Annotated in this window: 14 protein-coding genes and 1 pseudogene; 5 read left to right on the plus strand and 10 right to left on the minus strand. The window is 54.2% G+C overall.

Features of this window, described 5'->3' with window-relative positions; all coding sequences use genetic code 11:
• Positions 1 to 7: 7 nt before the first annotated feature.
• Together AC1DUO_RS01080 and AC1DUO_RS01085 are read right to left on the minus strand one after the other, a co-directional pair.
• Positions 8 to 2146, minus strand: coding sequence for a heparinase II/III domain-containing protein (locus AC1DUO_RS01080; protein WP_477986241.1), 2139 nt, complete (start codon positions 2144 to 2146; stop codon positions 8 to 10).
• Positions 2143 to 3486, minus strand: a complete 1344-nt coding sequence (locus tag AC1DUO_RS01085; RefSeq protein ID WP_250981163.1) for an alginate lyase family protein — start codon at positions 3484 to 3486, stop codon at positions 2143 to 2145. The genes AC1DUO_RS01080 and AC1DUO_RS01085 overlap by 4 nt, the downstream gene beginning before the upstream one ends.
• Before the next feature lie 257 nt (positions 3487 to 3743).
• Between AC1DUO_RS01085 and AC1DUO_RS01090 the strand changes: the two genes are divergently transcribed.
• Entirely contained in the window at positions 3744 to 5543 is a 1800-nt protein-coding gene (locus AC1DUO_RS01090; protein ID WP_112152469.1) for a sodium:solute symporter family transporter, read from the plus strand.
• A 116-nt stretch (positions 5544 to 5659) separates the two neighbouring features.
• On the opposite strand, the gene AC1DUO_RS01095 is transcribed toward AC1DUO_RS01090, so the two are convergent.
• Positions 5660 to 5902, minus strand: a complete 243-nt coding sequence (locus AC1DUO_RS01095; RefSeq protein ID WP_013575383.1) for a YgdI/YgdR family lipoprotein — start codon at positions 5900 to 5902, stop codon at positions 5660 to 5662.
• 32 nt (positions 5903 to 5934) lie between these two features.
• Complete coding sequence (locus AC1DUO_RS01100; RefSeq protein ID WP_015689902.1) at positions 5935 to 6168, minus strand: YgdI/YgdR family lipoprotein; 234 nt, start codon at positions 6166 to 6168, stop codon at positions 5935 to 5937.
• A 307-nt stretch (positions 6169 to 6475) separates the two neighbouring features.
• Between AC1DUO_RS01100 and AC1DUO_RS01105 the strand changes: the two are divergent.
• Positions 6476 to 6607, plus strand: a pseudogene (locus AC1DUO_RS01105) (site-specific integrase); the annotation flags it as partial.
• 105 nt (positions 6608 to 6712) lie between these two features.
• On the plus strand, positions 6713 to 7648 hold the full coding sequence (gene ttcA / locus AC1DUO_RS01110; RefSeq protein WP_037033926.1) for a tRNA 2-thiocytidine(32) synthetase TtcA: 936 nt from the start codon (positions 6713 to 6715) through the stop codon (positions 7646 to 7648).
• Between the two features lie 59 nt (positions 7649 to 7707).
• Here ttcA and AC1DUO_RS01115 read toward each other — a convergent pair whose 3' ends face one another.
• The 3 genes from AC1DUO_RS01115 to AC1DUO_RS01125 form a co-directional block, all read right to left on the minus strand.
• On the minus strand, positions 7708 to 8385 hold the full coding sequence (locus AC1DUO_RS01115; RefSeq protein ID WP_477986245.1) for a hypothetical protein: 678 nt from the start codon (positions 8383 to 8385) through the stop codon (positions 7708 to 7710).
• A gap of 283 nt (positions 8386 to 8668) precedes the next feature.
• Entirely contained in the window at positions 8669 to 9652 is a 984-nt protein-coding gene (gene zntB / locus AC1DUO_RS01120; RefSeq protein ID WP_013575379.1) for a zinc transporter ZntB, read from the minus strand.
• Between the two features lie 79 nt (positions 9653 to 9731).
• Complete coding sequence (locus tag AC1DUO_RS01125; RefSeq protein ID WP_013575378.1) at positions 9732 to 10667, minus strand: LysR family transcriptional regulator; 936 nt, start codon at positions 10665 to 10667, stop codon at positions 9732 to 9734.
• A 113-nt stretch (positions 10668 to 10780) separates the two neighbouring features.
• Between AC1DUO_RS01125 and AC1DUO_RS01130 the strand changes: the two genes are divergently transcribed.
• The gene (locus AC1DUO_RS01130) at positions 10781 to 11983 is read left to right on the plus strand and encodes an MFS transporter (RefSeq protein WP_477986248.1); all 1203 of its coding nucleotides are present in this window, start codon (positions 10781 to 10783) and stop codon (positions 11981 to 11983) included.
• Positions 11984 to 12047: 64 nt separating this feature from the next.
• Here AC1DUO_RS01130 and AC1DUO_RS01135 read toward each other — a convergent pair whose 3' ends face one another.
• On the minus strand, positions 12048 to 13682 hold the full coding sequence (locus AC1DUO_RS01135) for an ABC transporter substrate-binding protein (protein WP_013575376.1): 1635 nt from the start codon (positions 13680 to 13682) through the stop codon (positions 12048 to 12050).
• Positions 13683 to 13827: 145 nt separating this feature from the next.
• Complete coding sequence (ycjG, locus tag AC1DUO_RS01140; protein ID WP_477986250.1) at positions 13828 to 14805, minus strand: L-Ala-D/L-Glu epimerase; 978 nt, start codon at positions 14803 to 14805, stop codon at positions 13828 to 13830.
• A 136-nt stretch (positions 14806 to 14941) separates the two neighbouring features.
• Between ycjG and tpx the strand changes: the two genes are divergently transcribed.
• Entirely contained in the window at positions 14942 to 15445 is a 504-nt protein-coding gene (gene tpx, locus AC1DUO_RS01145; protein ID WP_013575374.1) for a thiol peroxidase, read from the plus strand.
• Positions 15446 to 15521: 76 nt separating this feature from the next.
• Here the strand turns inward: tpx and tyrR are convergent, their stop codons facing one another.
• Complete coding sequence (gene tyrR / locus AC1DUO_RS01150; protein ID WP_015689897.1) at positions 15522 to 17096, minus strand: transcriptional regulator TyrR; 1575 nt, start codon at positions 17094 to 17096, stop codon at positions 15522 to 15524.
• Positions 17097 to 17161: the final 65 nt, after the last annotated feature.

Raw genomic sequence — 17161 nt, forward strand, 5'->3', positions numbered from 1 at the left:
GACTCCTTTATGATTCAGGGATGTTCAGAGGTGAAACGGATTGCCACGCCACGCTGAACGCATCTTCCGCAGCCGGTGCGGCGCGGTTGCTGATGCGGACGTTCAGTGTCCGGTTGGCGGCAAAGTAAATATTCAGTTCGGTTTGCACGTCGTCATGGCTGACCACGCTGACGCGTTCAACCTTGCCGCGCGCGTCGAGGGACATTTCGCTGGCTTCATCAAAATAGCCGTGGGTTTCAAACACGCTGGCGAAAATGGCGTTTGTCCCCCGGGTTCGCAGCAGTAAAGCGGGTTCATTACGCAGGTTAAAATTCGGATCGCTGGCCCCGGTGCGGGCGACAATCAGTTCGCCACCGTCGGGAAAGGCGCTGACCAGGGTGCGGTAACTGTCGCCGTCAAGCCAGCTGAATAAGGCCGAATCTCCCGCCGTAATATCAGCCCTCGCGCAATCCCATAAATGCTGATAGCCGTGATCTTCACCGAGTGGCGTCAGCTGGCTGGCAGCATCAAGAGCGGCATCAGTGCGGACAAACTGACCGAGATGATGCAGGCAATAATCGTACTGGTGCGGCTCATGGCTGGTAAGCCGGAACACATCGACGATCAGCGGCGAAGACAGTTCCGGCAGGCTCAGCATCAGTACCGTCCGTTGCTGGTTCACCCCCGGATAATAATCATTAAGCCGCGCACTCATCCCCTGACAGGCCGGATTACCCGTGACGAAGAAATGCGGTTCGCCCCAGCGTGTTTCGGCTTCAAGACTGTTGCCGCCATTCTGGCTTTGCCCGTCAACCACCACGGTGTTGTGCGCGACGGTCTGCTTGCAGTAACTATTGTTTTCAGGAATGTAGCGGCCACCGAATTTTGGCTCGACGTTGACCCAGCGGCCAAAGCCGTAATCACGCAGGAACTCGCGTCCGCCGCTGAACAGGCTAAGATGCAGGCCATCAAAGTGGCCGTGATTGAGCGCCGAATGCAGGCGGGGAATGCTGCCGTGCTGGCCGTACCACATCAGCGCCATATCCTGATTTTCTGCGTCACTGCGTAAAATCCCGATGCCGCCCTGCGTGCCTTGCGGACCATCACGCAGTTCTGCGCTGCCCCAGTCCACGGGCGTTGCCAGGGCTTTTTTCAGGGCAGCAGAGAGTTTCAGCGCGGCCGCACTCACCCATACCGTTTGCTGTTGTTGTGCGACAGCAATCCACTGCGGATTGTGGCCATAGCGGGAATAGCAGACGCTGGCGGCGATCACCGCGCCGTCATCACGGATATTGATGGTTTTAGAGGAATCATTCAGCGCAGGCCAGACGCCGTCGGGGAATGCGGTCTGCATCAGGGCTTCACAGGTTTTACGGATAATCTGCTCACGGAACTGATAAATCTGTAAATCCGGCTGACGCCGTTCAATGGCCTCCGCCAGCAGTAACAACGGGCGCAACGCAAAGCGGTGGTAATACGGCCCTTCGATATAATAACCGTCCGGCGAAAAAAGCTGGCTGAGCTGGGCAAAGAATCCGCCACTTTCACTGTCGCCTTTCAGGCCATATAAGGCTTTTTCTACCAGCGATGCATCGCCCAGCACATAACCGCTGATCGCCGCTGCGGCCACCGACCAGATACCGTGGTTATGCACGATATCGAAATCACGGCTATGCCGGTTCAGCGCATCATCTGCCATCACCTGAAACAGGTTAGTTTCGATATGTTCCCGCTGAGCCGCGCTAAGCGATGGCATCACACAGTGGTAGCCTTCGACGGCGTACAGCCAGAACATATTTTCATTCAGGGTCTGATGGAACAAACGACCGGGCGCATTGCTGTCTTTGCTGGTCGCGCTGCCCAGCGAGGGATAAATATCGGCATAACCGGTCAGCAGCGCCAGCGCATAATCGGCAAAACGTGGCTCACCGGTGATCAGCGCTAAACGCCCCGCCAGATTGATTCCCAGATAGTTTTGCTTGTGCTGCGTATGCTCAGGGCCACCTGCCTCGCCGTGACCGGGAATCGTCAGCGGCTGCACGAGCATGTTTTCCAGCGTGGCGATTTGCGCACGCAGCGCCGCACCCAAAGGAGAATCTGCATTAATCTGTCCGCGCAGTTCATCCGCTTCGCCCGCGCTTATCTGCAACGGCTGCCAGTGATTCATTTATGCATCTCCTGAGGCTGTGGCGCGACATATCCTGCCGCAAACGATGGCAATGACAGCAGCCAGGTTTCGCGTTCAGCCTCCATCACCGCGCCACGGGTCAGGTCTTCGTGGTATCCGCCGGAAGCCGGTTTCACCGCTGGCGGCAAGGTGAATTTCGCGCTGCGGATGTATTGTTCGTAACGGTTTTCACCCGTAGCGTTATCCGCCCAGGACAGCAACGGCACCGGACGCACACGGATCTGATCGAGTGACTTGTATGGCCAGGGCACTGACGGATCGGTAAAGCGCGCCATGAAATCCAGCGAGGTCAGCACGCTGCCGCCTTGTGGTGTTTTGTAATGCCAGAGGTCAATGCCGTTTTTCTGCGCCAGCACCGCCATCATGCTGATCGCCTGCAAATTGAAATAGCTGTAATGAAACGAACGCGTGCGCGCCAGCTCGGCAGGCTGCGTGCCATCGGGTTTGAGTTGCACATCCAGCTTGCTTTTCATCAGCTTCGCCATGTCGCCAGTCAGCGCTTTATCGCCCAGATACCAGGCAATACCGGAGACTTGTGTCACATACCAGTTACCGTGATTGTTCTCCGTTCGTCCTTCTTTTTTCGCGATTTTACTGCCCTGCAACCACTGCAGATAATCCTGCATCCACGCCCGCATTTGCTGTTCGTCGTTATCTGTCCAGGCCGGATTTCCGCGCAACAGCACTAACGAATCGACAATTCGGGTGGAGAAATAGCGGCCATCCAGCACACCGGCGTTACGTCCCGGCGAAATGCCCGGCACGCCCTGCGCATAATTCAGATTCGGGTTCATGCGCGTTTCCGGGTTGATAAACCAGGTGCGCAGCAGGCTGGCGGCTTTATCGGCGTATTTCTGTTCGCCGGAGAAATACCACGCCAGCGTCAGGTTCTGCACCCGTGCGGTAAAATCGGCCAGCCGCACGCCATCACTCTGGTCGTTTTTACTGGCGGGATTCACATGACCGTCCTTGCGCACCCACGGCAGCCCGTCGGGTGTGCTGTCGTCCGGCCACCAGTACGCACTCAGGCTGAGATAATCATGCTTCGAGCCTCCCGGCGGCGTCATGCCTTTGTCGGTCACGCTCAGCTCAGGCTTGTTCAGGGCGGAATCCGCCGCGGCCAGCAAGTGCTGATACGCCTCCGCCGTTTGCGGTGCCGCACGGTGATCGTGCAGTTGCTGGCGGACAACAGACATTTGCGCCGTATTCAAAAATGCCGGTTCCGCAGCCAGTGCTCCGGCAGAACCCGTCATCAGCGTCAGCAACAGCACCAGGCTGGCCGTCACTCCTTTTCCATTACTGCACAGCATTAACGTCATGTATTCTCCCGGCTCCGCGCCATTTCCCCGTTGAGATTTCACGCTTTAGTCATACTAATAAAGCAATGAACCTTCATTTTCGCCAGCCAGAATTGACTTAAAAGCCGATATTAGGCCAAACAAGTGACCAGAATCACAATTTGATAACAAACTAAGCATTTCTTATTTGTCCGACTTTTAATTTCAATTCCCTCTTCTACGCTTGCTCAATACATAACCAAAAAACATCTCACCCTACAAACAAGAGAGTAACGACAATGGATATCAACGTTCTGGTCATGATCGGTTACTTCGTCTTAATGATTGCCATCAGTTATGCCTTCAAAAAAATGGCGTCCGGCTCCTCGAGCCACTATTTCCGCGGCGGCGGGCGAATGCTCTGGTGGATGGTCGGCGCGACCGCCTTTATGATCCAGTTCAGCGCCTGGACATTTACCGGTGCGGCCGGTCAGGCTTACCGCTACGGTTTCAATGTCGTCAGCGTGTTTGCCGGTAACGTGTTCGGCTATCTGATCGCCTGGTGGTGGTTTGCCGCCCGCTTCCGCCAGTTGCGTGTTGATACCGCAACCGAGGCAATCAACCATCGCTTCGGCAAAGGTAACGAACAGTTTTTCACCTGGATGATCATTCCGCTGAGCATTCTCAGCGCCGGCGTATGGCTGAACAGCCTGGCGGTGTTTGCCAGCGCGGTATTCCGGCACGACATCACTCTGACGCTATGGGTGACGGGCATCGTGGTGCTGGTGATTTCGCTGCTGAGTGGGGCGTGGGGCGTGGTCGCCAGTGATTTTGTGCAGACGCTGGTGGTGGCGATTATTTCCATTGCCTGCGCAGTGGTGGCGTTATTTAAAGTCGGCGGCCCGGTGAAACTGGTGACGGAGTTTCCTTCCGGCTTCATTACCGGCCCTGACGTTGGCCCGCATTATATTTCCCTGCTGGTGGCCTGTTTCCTGTTCTTCTTTATCAAGAATGTGCAGAGCATCAACAATCTGCAGGATTCCTACCGCTTCCTGAATGCCAAAGACAGTTTCAATGCCAAAAAGGCGGCATTGTTCGCGTTAGTGCTGATGCTGGTCGGTACGATTATCTGGTTCATTCCGCCGTGGGCGGTGGCGATCCTTTATCCTGACGCGGCAACCGCGCATCCGGAACTGGGCAAAAACGCGACCGATGCGGTGTATCTGATTTTTGCAGAACGCGCCATGCCGGTGGGCACCGTCGGCCTGCTGATGGCCGGACTGTTCGCCGCCACCATGTCTTCTATGGATTGCGCACTGAACCGTAATTCCGGGATTTTTGTACGCAGCTTCTGGACGCCGGTCATTAACCGCGACAGTGAACGCAGCGACAAATATCAGTTGCGCGTCGGCCAGATTGCCTGCGTGGTGAATGGCGTACTGGTCATTCTGGTGGCGCAATACATGCACACCATGCAGACAGTCAGCCTGTTCGACCTGATGATGAAAGTCGGCACGCTGATGCAGGCACCGATTGTGGTGCCGCTGTTCCTCGGTGTGTTTATCCGTAAAACGCCGGACTGGGCGGCATGGGTCACCGTATTATTCGGATTATGTGTGTCTTATGTGGTGGCGAACCTGTTCACCGCGCCGGATGTCGCCCGTCTGCTGGGGATCACCCTGACGGCACGTGAGCTGCTGGATGTGGCGATCATGTGGAATATCTTTGCGCACCTGGTGTTTACCGGCGGGTTCTTCTGTCTGACCACCCTGTTCTATCGCGAGTCCGATACGGTGCGGGAAACTCAGCGCCAGCAGTTCTTTTCTGACATGGAGACACCCGTCTATGCCGACCATGAACAAGATGAGTTCGACCGCCTGCAGCGCGATAAAATCGGCCGTATTTCGATGTACATGGGCGCGGGGTTGCTGCTGATGGTGCTGGTGCCGAATCCGTTGTGGGGACGGCTCCTGTTCCTGCTGTGCGCCCTGTCAGTTCTGCTGTTCGGCTGGATATTGCACCGCAGCGCAGAAAAAGGCATGAAAGCCGCACTGGCCAAAAAAGCATTAAAACGCAATGTGGTGACGTCGCAAAGATAGGGGCAATGAGAAAACCAATGCAGAGATTTGGGCAACGGTTTGCGGTAATCCGTTCATAAAAAACCCGCTTTAGCAGCGGGTTTTAATATCAGACAAAAAAAGATTACGCACCGGATTTACTTCGGAAGTTCTGTTACCTGTTTCACTTCAGTTTTGCTGATTTGCTGTTTCACACCATTGGCGTCGGTATATTCCAGCAGACCGGAATCTGCTTCTTTCGGTTTACCGTCGCTGATGATGGTTCGCGCATCATTGGTCTGAATCGCATAACTCGTGCGGGTACAGCCAGACAGCGCTGCGACACACAGGATAGCGGCTAAAGGCAAAAGCATTTTTTGAGGCAATAAATTCCTGTTCATCATTCTCTCCTTTGTCAGAATTTCCGGATAAATCAGTTATCCAGTTCACTCATATTTTTAACCTGGTCGCGATTGATCTGCTCGGTTTTACCCGTCTCGGCATTTTTATAAGACACCAGACCGGTATCGTCATCTACCTGAGGTTTACCGTCTGTGACGATGGTTTTCCCGTCCGTAGTTTTAATCGCCTGATTAGACGCGCAACCTGCGACAAAAAGAATGGATACAGCGGCAAGTGACGCGGCAATAAGGTTTTTCCTGTTCATACTTCTCTCCTGAAAGTGATTCTGATTTAACAATGCGTTTAGTAAGCATAGTTAGCATTTCAGCTTGTTCATTGAGAAACATCTGTATTTGCCCCCGTACCTTCATCACAGGTGTGTCATTCAAGGCACAAAATCCCTTAAACAGCCCCGCTTCCCCTCTGCGGACAGGTAAAATAACCTAAACTGTTGCCTGAAAAATTTGCCGATTATTGGCCGGAGATGACCGAAAATACTCATGAACATCTGAAAGTCTATTTGTCGTTATGACACCGAAAATAAGGGTCGCCTCTTATTCCAGACCTGCAACTCCCTTTCCCCAAGCGGAGCATGCCGGAATGCTGCTATAAAACGCGCTGACATTTCACGGCGTAATCCGTATCATACGCGCCACACGAACGCATGCCGGATGCTGACTGCGGGAACAAACCCGCCTTTTATCATCGGCAGTTGGAGCATGAAAGCGACCCGACCGGTATGCTGAACAAGAAACTCGCGTTGCAGGTTTTCCCCCTGCTGCGCCACCAGACGAATCGAACATCAAAAAATGTCAGATAATCAATTAGTTAATAAAAAAGATCAGTACAACCTCAACAAGCTACAAAAGCGCCTGCGCCGTGACGTTGGGAAAGCAATTGCTGACTTCGGTATGATCGAAGAAGGTGATCGCATTATGGTTTGTCTTTCCGGCGGAAAAGACAGCTACACCATGCTCGAAATTTTGCGCAACCTGCAACAAAGCGCGCCGGTGAATTTTTCACTGGTGGCGGTCAATCTTGACCAGAAACAACCGGGGTTTCCGGCACACATCCTGCCTGAGTATTTAGACGCGCTGGGTGTGGAATATAAGATTGTCACCGAAGACACCTATTCCATCGTCAAAGATAAAATCCCGGAAGGCAAAACGACCTGTTCCCTGTGTTCACGTCTGCGCCGCGGGATTTTGTACCGCACCGCGACAGAACTGGGTTGTACCAAGATTGCCCTCGGCCATCACCGCGATGACATTCTGCAAACCTTGTTCCTCAACATGTTCTACGGCGGCAAGCTGAAAGGAATGCCACCAAAACTGATGAGCGACGACGGTAAACACATCGTGATCCGTCCGCTGGCATACTGCCGCGAGAAAGATATCGAACGTTTTGCGATTGCGCGCGAATACCCGATTATCCCTTGTAACCTGTGCGGCTCGCAGCCAAACCTGCAACGTCAGGTTATCGGCGACATGCTGAAAGACTGGGATAAAAAATATCCTGGCCGCATTGAGACCATGTTCAGCGCGATGCAAAATGTGGTGCCTTCGCATCTCAATGACATGAATCTGTTCGATTTTAAAGGGATCCGTCATGGCGATGCCGTAGTCGACGGTGGAGATCTGGCGTTTGACCGTGAAGATATTCCGCTGCAGCCTGTTGGCTGGCAGCCGGATGAAGATGAAGCGGCGGTGCCGGTTGAACGTCTGAACGTGCTGGAAATTAAATAATCTCCCGCGCAGCGTTCACTGTGAATCTTATAGCCCGCGCAGTGCGGGCTTTTTGTTTATCAGGCTAGTGTGAACGTCTCCGTCCAGTTGTAATTAGTCATCACAAGGTTCACCGGCAAACTCAGCGAGCCAAAGTCTTTCTGCCGGTTTTCATGGAACCAGACACGCAGCGATTCAGGCAGATATTGCGCGCTGTAACGCAGCAAGGTGCTGTGCCAGAAGACTTGCGGGATTTCCGTGTTGGGGAATCGCTCTCTGATCCTGGCTGCCCACGGCGTATTCAGCAGATGCTCAACCAGCGCCTGTCTCACCCGCAAACTTTCCGCGTCCGGAAATCCCGCCAGCAGAAGCTGATCCGGTAAAGCCACCAGCCGCAAATCGCTGATCTGCATAACATGGCCACGGCAATACTGTTCAAAAATGCTGATCAGATCCGCGAGGCCTTCCGCGTCTTCAGGGCGGTCATACAGCGCCTGCGTGATAGCGAAAAAGGTGAAATGCATGCCGTTAACCCGCGCCACATCGGCCAGCGGATCCCCCTGCGCAGCGGTGGCTAAGTCTGCCAGTAACCCCGCCATCCGGGGGCCTGCGCGATGACCGCTGGTGATGGCAAGCCGCGTCGGGTGATAAAAAGGCTCAGTGCGGATTTCGCCCGTGTCGCGGTGGTTTTTCCAGATGCCGGATGTTTTAGTGGTCGTATTTTCATACGCCTGATGAATCATTTCCCGGGTATGCACAGCAATCTCCTGTTATGTCGAAAATAAGGCAGGCAAGCAAAAATGCCTGTACAGGCCTTCCGCAGGGGAGAAACCTTAAAAAAGATTGAGCGAAATCAACATTAGAATGGCTGAATCGGTGCAGTATCTATTCCGCAGGTGAATGCAACGTCAAGCGATGGGCGTTGTGCTCCATATTGTCTTATTTCCAAATTTTTAGAATTAATGCATAGCACAATTTAATTCGAACGACGCCGGTCTTATGACCGGCTTTTTTTTGGCTTTTTTTCAGCCAGTTAATGCTCTACAGCCACCGGCTTTTTTTCATCCACAGTGCGACACCACCGCCCAGCGCCAGCAGACAGGCACAGAAAATCCCGAAACCAAACGGCGAGGTATTGCCGGGAATACCGCCCAGATTGACACCAAACAGACCGGTCAGGAACGTCGCAGGCAGGAAGACCATCGCCAGCAGCGACATGGTGTAAGTGCGGCGGTTCAGTGAATCGGCCAACAGTGAGCTGATTTCATCCGAGAGCACGGCAGTACGCGCAATGCTGGCATCCAGATCATCCAGCCCGCGCCCCAGCCGATCGGAAATTTCCTGCATCAGACGGCGGTCATCGTCATTCATCCACGGCAGGCGTTCACTGGCAAGGCGGGAGAACACATCGCGCTGCGGCGCCATATAGCGACGTAAAACGATAAGCTGTTTGCGCAGCAACGCCATCGCACCCCGCTCCGGCACCTGCTGCTCCATCAAATCATCTTCAATATCGATAATTTTATCGTGCAGATCTTCAATGAAATTACTGGTGTGATCGGTCAGCGCATCGCAAATTTCCACCAGCCAGCGCCCGGTATTCCGCGGCCCGCTGCCTTGCTTCATATCCCCGATCATCTCTTCCATGGAAAACACTTTCCGGTGCCGCGTGGAGACAATCATTTTATCGGTGAGGTAGACGCGGATGGTGACCAGCTGATCGGGCCGCGCATCCGCATTAAGATTGATACTGCGCAAGGTGATCAGCGTGCCCTCGCCTACGCGCATAACTTTCGGGCGGACGCTGTCACCGGCCAGTGCCTCGCGCACGGTATCCGGTAACACCGGCGTACTGTTGATCCACTGTTCGCTGGCAGGAAGCGTGTAATCAAGATGCAACCAGCAGGGTTTATCTTCACTGGCGACACATAGCGGACTGATATCGTTCACGCCGCCCTGTCCGTCCATCTGGAAAGCATAAACGGCATCTGAAACCTGTAGTTCTTTTCCCTTGATGACTTCCACGACATTCCTCGCTTTTTCTTCGTTATCTGTTTTAAGTTTAGCGCTAAGTCTCTCAGTTTCGCGACATAACCGAGTGTTTCTACCCGCCGGGTGTCTGCATTTCGGCCAGTTCAGGCATCACGCCGCGCATCATTTCGAGGAATTTGCGCAGGCGCGCCGGATAATAACTGGAATACGGATAGACCAGATAAACCGGCAGCGGCAAGGCGTTCCAGCCGGGTAATACGCGCTGTAAACGTCCTTCGGCGATGTCTTCTTTGACGATCCACGCAGACACAATGCCCGCCCCTAATCCCGACAACGCGGCCTTACGCATGGCGTATAAACTGTCAGTCGCCATACGCGGCGCAATGTTGCAACTTTCCATTCTGCCGTCATTGTCATGTTTTAGCGTAAATTCGTTGCGGTAATACGTGCTGAAAGAAATCCAGGGTAATTTTGCCAGTTCGCTGACCCGGGTAACCGGATGCTGCCGCAGCAGTTCCGGCGTCGCCACCACAATACGTGGCACCTCGGCCAGCAAAATGGCCACCATCGACGGATCGGCAACATTCCCCACCTGAATGGCGCAGTCAATATCTTCAGAAATGAAGTCCGGCGTGCGGTCATTCAGCATCCAGTCGACGGAAAGATTCGGGTATCGCTGTAAATAACGGGTCAGCGGCGCTATCAGCTGGTCCTGTCCGAACGCATGCGGCGCACGCACCCGCAGGGTCCCCACCGGTTCATCACCCGCCCCGCTTAGTTGATCTTCCAGCGAGACCCAGCGTTCGAGTAATAATTTTGCCTGCTCATAACACCGCTGGCCGTCGTCGGTGAGCTTCATCGCGTGGGTGGTGCGCAGGATAAGTTTCGCGCCCAGCAGGCGCTCGAGTGACTGCAAACGGCGACTGACGGTCGGCTGGCTGGTGCTCAGTTGCGCCGCAGCCGCAGACAAACTGCCGCTTTCCACAATACGCACAAAAGTTTGCATCAGGTCGATACGGTCAATACCGCTGGTGACGGGTGTATTCATACGCCTCACGTATAACAGTTTTACCTTTCCGCAGGCTACCACTTATAACCATTCGGGTGAAGAATGCATTCCACGCACTTACGGCTACAAACTTATTATTCAGGGGTCACGTTATGTCAGAACTTACCAGCACATCCCATGTTGAGGGATCCGCCCTGTCGGGCAAAATCATTTTTACACTGGCCGCCGGTGCGGGGTTAAGCGTCGCCTCGATTTACTACAGCCAGCCGATGCTCGGCATTATGGGCGGTAATCTGCAAGCCAGCACCACATCCGTCGGTCTGATTCCGACGCTCACACAGGCCGGTTACGCATTGGGAATTCTGTTTCTCATTCCGCTGGGTGACCGCCATGACCGCCGCACCATTATTCTGCTGAAAAGCATTTTACTGGCCGCTGCGTTGTTGCTGTGTGGTTTTGTGCCAGGCATTCACGGTTTGCTGGTCGCCAGCCTGATCACCGGTATCGGTGCCACCATGGCGCAGGATATCGTGCCCGCCTCGGCGCATCTGGCGCCAGCCGCACAACGGGGGAAAACGGTCGGCACGGTGATGACCGGTCTTCTGGTCGGGATTTTGCTTTCCCGCGTACTCAGTGGTTTTGTGGCCGAATATTTTGGCTGGTGGGTGATGTATCAGCTGGCGGCGCTGAGCGTCGCGCTGATTGGCGTTGCGCTCTGGCGGGTATTGCCGCGTTTCAAACCGGATACGCGTATCAGTTATGCCGGTCTGCTGCACTCGATGTTTGGCTTGTGGAAAAACTATAAAACACTGCGTCATGCCGCACTGGCTCAGGGTTTGCTGTCCGTCGCGTTCAGTGCCTTCTGGTCAACGCTGGCGATTATGCTTAACGAACAGTTCCATCTGGGCAGCGCGGTGGCCGGGGCATTTGGTCTGGCGGGTGCAGCAGGGGCATTAGCTGCGCCGCTGGCCGGGGCGTTAGCCGATAAGAAAGGCCCGGCGCGGGTCACGCAAATGGGTTCTGCACTGGTGATGATTTCTTTTGCGGCGATGTTCCTGTTACCGCTGTTGTCACCGCACGCTCAGCTGGCGCTGATTGTGCTGAGCGCCATCGGTTTTGACTTAGGTATTCAGGCCACGCTGGTGGCACATCAGACGCTGGTGTATGGCCTTGAACCGGCAGCCCGTGGTCGTCTGAATGCCCTGCTGTTCACCGTGGTGTTTATCGGCATGTCAGCCGGTGCGGCGCTGGGCAGTAAAGCGCTGGCAACCGGTGGCTGGACGGGTGTGGTGGCGCTGGCAACGATTGCGGCCGGTGCGGCACTCTTGCTACGTCTGTTCAGCCGTAAAAACTGAAAGATGAGATAAAAGAAAAGCGCCCGCAGCTATTCACTGCGGGCGCTTTTTTACGTCAGAAATATCAATGTCTGAGGATGTACATTTCCTGACTGTAAGCCACATCCTCCGGGTTATTAATCGGATAGCCTTTCACCCAGGGTTTGATCAGACGGCCGTTGGTGTACTGATAAATCGGCGCAATGGGTGCCTGCCCGGTAATAATCTGCTCGGCTTTGTTGTAGTCATTATTGCGGCGCGCTTCGCTGGTTTCACGGCTGGCGTCACTGATGACTTTATCGTATTCCGCATTGCTGAATTTGCTGATGTTGCCGTTATGTGTGGACGTCAGCAGCGACAGAAACGTCGAGGCTTCGTTGTAATCGCCGACCCAGGACGCGCGGATCACATCGAAATTACCGGTGTTGCGGCTGTCGATGTACGTTTTCCATTCCTGATTCACCAGTTTCACATCGGCACCCAGCGTCTTTTTCCACATCGATGCCACTGCGATGGCAATCTTCTGATGGCTTTCCGAAGTGTTGTACAGCAGCGTCAGATGCAGCGGTTTTGACGGGCCGTAACCGGCCGCCGCCAGCAGACTTTTCGCCTGTGCGTTCAGTTCTTCCTGTGAATATTGCTGCAGCTCACTTTCAGCCGGTTTAAAGCCGTTGGTCACATCCGGCGTAAAGCGCCACGCCGGTTTTTCGCCCGTGCCCAGCACTTTTTCAGCAATAATTTTACGGTCAATACTCAGTGAAAGCGCCTGACGCACCCGGACGTCGTCGGTCGGCGCACGGCGGGTATTGAAGGCGTAATAATAAGTGCCGAGCTGATACGGCGTGTAAACCTGCCCCGGCAAATCGTGCAGCAATTTTTTGTACTGGTCTTTCGGGAAGGACTCGGTGATGTCGATATCATTGGCCAGATAACGTTTCGTGGCGTTGGATTCTTTGTTGATCGGCACGAAGGTGACTTTCGTCAGCACCGTGCGGGCATGATCCCAGTAATACGGGTTCGGTTCCAGCACCAGCTTTTCATTGACCACGCGGTCTTTCAGCACATACGCGCCGTTACCCACCAGATTGCCCGGTTTGGTCCATTCATCACCGTATTTTTCAACAGTGGCTTTATGCACCGGGAACAGGCTGAAATTCGCCAGCAGACTGACGAAATAAGGCACCGGTTTATCCAGAGTAACGCGTAAAAGCGTCGGGCTGACGGCGGTCACACCCAGTTTATCCACCGGCATTTTCCCGGCGATAATCGCATCCGCATTAGCAATGCCGGCCAGCCCGGCAAACCACGCGCCGGATGATGACCCTTTCGGATCCACCAGACGCTGCCAGCTATAGACAAAATCCTGTGCGGTCACCGGATCGCCGTTCGACCATTTGGCGTCTTTGCGTAAAGTGAACAGGAATACCTGATTGTTCTGGTTTTGCCAGCTTTCCGCCACGCCCGGAATATTTTTCCCGGTGGCGTCCTGATTCACCAGCCCTTCGAATAAATCACGCGCCACCTGCGCTTCCGGCAGGCCGACAACTTTTGCCGGATCCAGTGAGGCGGGTTCGTCTTTAATGTGACGGACAATTTCCTGTTTTGTCGCGAGCTGGGAACCGGCAGGAACCTGAGCGGCGATAGCCTGACTGGCAGTCAGCGCCGCCAGCACAGCGCATACGGAATACGATAAAAGCGGAAATGGATTTCCCTGCAGCATAAATTCTCCTGAACTGACAAAGGGCTACGCCCTGAAACATTCACGAGTTTTATCATTACCGGTAATAATTCCCTATAAGAAATCATTACAGATTTGCCTTCGCGCACAAAACCGCCGGGTTTGGTGAATAAAAAGCCGGGCGAAGTCAGTCCGAACCGGCAACGTCAATGCCACCGCAGTGAAATTTCATGGCCGGTTCGACGTCCTGAGCCAGCCAGGTCGGGCCATCAAGGTCAATAAACTTAGCCCCCGCCGTCAGCGGTAATGCTGCGCGAACCGCCCGTGACGTGCACAACATGCAGCCGAGCATAATCTCAAAACCCTGTTCACGCGCGGCTTCTGCCAGCACCAGTGCACCGGTGAGTCCACCGGTTTTATCCAGTTTAATGTTCACCATGTCATAGCGGTTTTTCAGCGCCGGTAAGCCTTCAACCGTATGACAGCTTTCGTCAGCGCAAATCGGCAGCGGGTGGATAAAGTTTTCCAGTACCGAATCCTCACCGGCAGGCAGCGGCTGTTCAAGCATCAGAATGCCGAGGTCAGCCAGCAACTGACAGCGAGCCGCCAGTCCGTCACTTAGCCAGGCTTCATTAGCATCGATAATCAGCGAGGCGTTCGGCACGGCGGCACGCACCGCCACCAGCCGTTCGGCAATCAGGCGGTCATCAAGTTTGATTTTCAGCAGAGTCGCCCCCTTTTGCTGCAAGGCCAGCGCCGCTTCCGCCATCGCTTCCGGCGAACCGATACTTACTGTCTGCGCCATGCTGATGGAAGGCAGCGGTTCAGTGCCGGTCAGTTGCCATAAATTCAGTCCACTGGTCTGGGATTCAAGGTTCCACAGCGCAYAGTCCAGCGCATTGCGGGCGGCGCCTGCCGGAAGTATCTGTTGCAGTTTTTCGCGGCTGGCACCCTGTTCTATAGCGGTAACGACGCTGGCGATTTGTGCCATTACCGAGGTTTCGCTCTCGTCATAACGCGGATACGGCGTGCATTCCCCGACGCCGCGAATGCCGCTTTCTTCTATTTCGACCACCACCACCCGCGCTTCAGTGCGGCTGCCACGGGAGATCACAAACGGCGTATGTAACGGCCAGGCTTCAGGATAAAAGCGAATACTTCTCATAGCGTCTCCAATAGTGAAATGCGCCCTGCGGGATACAATCAATACATACAACTTATTAACAAATAATCTATATCCAACATAGCATTGTTCCCCTAAACTGAAAGCCGTTTGACTCAAATGGAAATAGGAAATAATCATGACCCAGACAGTACACTTTCAAAGCAACCCGGTTAGCGTTGCAGGCAAAATCCCTCAGAAAGGCGATGTTGCTAAGCCTTTCACCCTGGTCGCTAAAGATCTTTCTGATGTCAGCCTGAGCAGCTTCGCGGGCAAACGTAAAGTCCTGAACATTTTCCCAAGCATCGATACCGGCGTTTGCGCCACGTCCGTCCGCAAATTCAACCAACTGGCGGCTGACATCGACAACACTGTGGTGCTGTGCATTTCTGCTGATCTGCCCTTCGCACAGTCCCGTTTCTGCGGCGCGGAAGGCCTGTCCAACGTGATTACCCTGTCCACCCTGCGTGGCGGTGATTTCAAATCCGAATACGGCGTGGGCATTACCGATGGCGCGTTGTCCGGTCTGACTGCCCGTGCGGTTGTGGTGCTGGATGGTCAGGATAACGTGTTGTACAGCGAGCTGGTGAATGAAATCACCACTGAGCCTGACTATGAATCTGCGCTGGCTGTGCTGAAATAATCACTTCTTAGCAGATAAAAAAAAGCAACGGCGTAATCCGTTGCTTTTTTATTGTGCATAATTTCTGAACCGGGAATTACTCGTCGCTGTCGCCCGTTTCGCCACGACGACTGCTGAGGCCATATTCGCGCAGTTTGTTAGCAATAGCCGTGTGTGAGACGCCCAGACGTTTCGCCAGTTTACGCGTGCTCGGATAAGTGCGGTAAAGCCGGGTCAGCACGGAGCGTTCGAAACGTTTGCTGATGTCGTCAAGCGAACCGTTCAGTGCTTCCTCACCTATCGTCACTTCAGCGTCAAAGTCCGGCAGAACGATGTCCTGCGGGCGTAGCTCTCCGCCTTCCAGTTGCGTCAGCGCACGATAAATGGCATTTTTCAACTGGCGGACGTTGCCCGGCCAGCCGTAGTGCGTCAGGTAATTCGCCAGCTGTGAAGACAGTTTCGGACGCGGCATCCCCTGTTCATCCGAGAAACGCGCCACGAACAGTTCAGTCAGCGGCATCACATCCGCAGGACGGTCACGCAGCGGTGGCAGTGTCAGGCTCAGCACGTTCAGACGGTAATACAGATCCTCACGGAACTCGCCGCGCTGCACCAGTTCCACCAGGTTTTTCTGAGTGGCGCACATCACGCGGACATCCACTTTCACTTCGTGCTCTTCACCCACGCGACGGAACGTACCGTCATTGAGGAAGCGCAGCAGTTTGATCTGCATTCTCGGCGACATTTCACCGATCTCATCGAGCAGCACGGAGCCGCCGTTAGCCTGTTCAAAGAAGCCTTTTTTGCCTTCCAGCGCATTCGGATAAGCGCCTGCCGCGTAGCCAAACAGCTCACTTTCTACGACGTCATCCGGCAGCGACGCACAGTTCAGACCGAGGAAAGGTTTTTTGCCGCGTGCACTGCGCAGATGGCAGGCATGCGCCAGTAAATCTTTACCGGTGCCGGTATCACCGACAATCAGCAGCGGCGCATCCAGCATGGCAAGTTTACGCGCCTGATCCAAAACGTGACGCATTTTGGTGCTGACTGCGACGATGTGGTCAAACTCACTGTCATCGTTAACAGTCAGATCCTGCAACTGACGTCCCATGCGGGCAGCCGATTTGAGCATGACGACGGCGCCGGCAATTCCGCCTTTTTCGTCTTCGTCATCCACATGTATTGGCGTGAGATCCATCAGGAAATCCTGGCTGCGGATCACAATACGTTCGGTGTGTGGCTGGGCATTTTCGCTTTCCAGCCAGCGCGTGACGTTGTAACCGGTGATCAGATTCGCTGCTGTCACATTGCGGATTTTGTCTTCATCAAGTTCAAACAATGCCATCGCCGACGGATTGGCCTGCTCGACCTTGCCTTTCATATCAATGGAAAAAACCGGTTCCGGCATGGAAACCAGTAAAGCGCGTAACGCACGATGCTCCCGTTCGGAAGGCATGAACGACACGGTACGGACGTCCGTCACGCCGTCGATGCGGCGGATTTCAGCCATCAGGGCGCGAAAAGTATCAAAATCCAGTTGGGAAAAATTCAGGTAAATACGGCCAATCGAGGCAATCTCGATACCGCGTAAATCAATACTGCGTAAAACCAGTAAATCGAGGAGTTCACGGGTGAGACCCAGGCGGTCTTCGCAAAAAACTTCCAGACGCATCAGTGTTGACCTTTTTCTGCCGGTGCGGAAATCGCTGCAGGCATAATACTCTTTCATGTACACCG

It is taken from the genome of Rahnella sp. P4_A8 (genome assembly GCF_056402435.1).

Bases quoted from the DNA above. Each gene is read 5' to 3' on its own strand.
- AC1DUO_RS01080 (WP_477986241.1), bottom strand. From the start codon at position 2,146: ATGAATCACTGGCAGCCGTTGCAGATAAGCGCGGGCGAAGCGGATGAA.
- AC1DUO_RS01085 (WP_250981163.1), bottom strand. From the start codon at position 3,486: ATGACGTTAATGCTGTGCAGTAATGGAAAAGGAGTGACGGCCAGCCTG.
- AC1DUO_RS01090 (WP_112152469.1), top strand. From the start codon at position 3,744: ATGGATATCAACGTTCTGGTCATGATCGGTTACTTCGTCTTAATGATT.
- AC1DUO_RS01095 (WP_013575383.1), bottom strand. From the start codon at position 5,902: ATGAACAGGAATTTATTGCCTCAAAAAATGCTTTTGCCTTTAGCCGCT.
- AC1DUO_RS01100 (WP_015689902.1), bottom strand. From the start codon at position 6,168: ATGAACAGGAAAAACCTTATTGCCGCGTCACTTGCCGCTGTATCCATT.
- ttcA (WP_037033926.1), top strand. From the start codon at position 6,713: ATGTCAGATAATCAATTAGTTAATAAAAAAGATCAGTACAACCTCAAC.
- AC1DUO_RS01125 (WP_013575378.1), bottom strand. From the start codon at position 10,667: ATGAATACACCCGTCACCAGCGGTATTGACCGTATCGACCTGATGCAA.
- AC1DUO_RS01130 (WP_477986248.1), top strand. From the start codon at position 10,781: ATGTCAGAACTTACCAGCACATCCCATGTTGAGGGATCCGCCCTGTCG.
- AC1DUO_RS01135 (WP_013575376.1), bottom strand. From the start codon at position 13,682: ATGCTGCAGGGAAATCCATTTCCGCTTTTATCGTATTCCGTATGCGCT.
- tpx (WP_013575374.1), top strand. From the start codon at position 14,942: ATGACCCAGACAGTACACTTTCAAAGCAACCCGGTTAGCGTTGCAGGC.
- tyrR (WP_015689897.1), bottom strand. From the start codon at position 17,096: ATGCGTCTGGAAGTTTTTTGCGAAGACCGCCTGGGTCTCACCCGTGAA.